This is a genomic window from Pseudoalteromonas luteoviolacea H33-S, from assembly GCF_001625695.1.
In the GTDB taxonomy this organism is placed as follows: domain Bacteria; phylum Pseudomonadota; class Gammaproteobacteria; order Enterobacterales; family Alteromonadaceae; genus Pseudoalteromonas; species Pseudoalteromonas luteoviolacea_B.
The window spans coordinates 1-371 of sequence record NZ_AUXY01000016.1; the positions used below are offsets into that span (position 1 = coordinate 1).

1 protein-coding gene is annotated in these 371 nt (G+C 45.8%); it reads left to right on the plus strand.

The features are described from left to right. Window positions 1-371: SdrD B-like domain-containing protein (locus N477_RS01290; protein WP_196760559.1), on the plus strand; the 371-nt coding region annotated here is incomplete at both ends.

Consider the following 371-nt stretch of genomic DNA (forward strand, 5'->3'; position numbering starts at 1 on the left):
GGTTCAAACAGTGAGATCAAATTGGTATTAGCTGACGATGCAGCTCCAGATCTTATCTTCACAGAGCAGCTTAATTCAGGTGATAAATCTATCTCAGGTCGTGTGTTTGTGGACATCAATCAAGATGGCACAAGCAACGGCAATGACTTTGCGCTTGCAGGTATTCAGATCACGCTAACGGGTCAGGATCTTTACGGTGAAGCGGTGAGCTTAACCACCACAACGGACGCAAGTGGCGCGTTTAACTTTGCTGGTCTTCGCAAGTCTAATACGGCGGGTTACACCATTACGCAAGGCGCAACGGATTACCTTGAAGGTCAAGATTACCAAGGTACAAACCTAGATCAATTTGGTTCAAACAGTGAGATCAA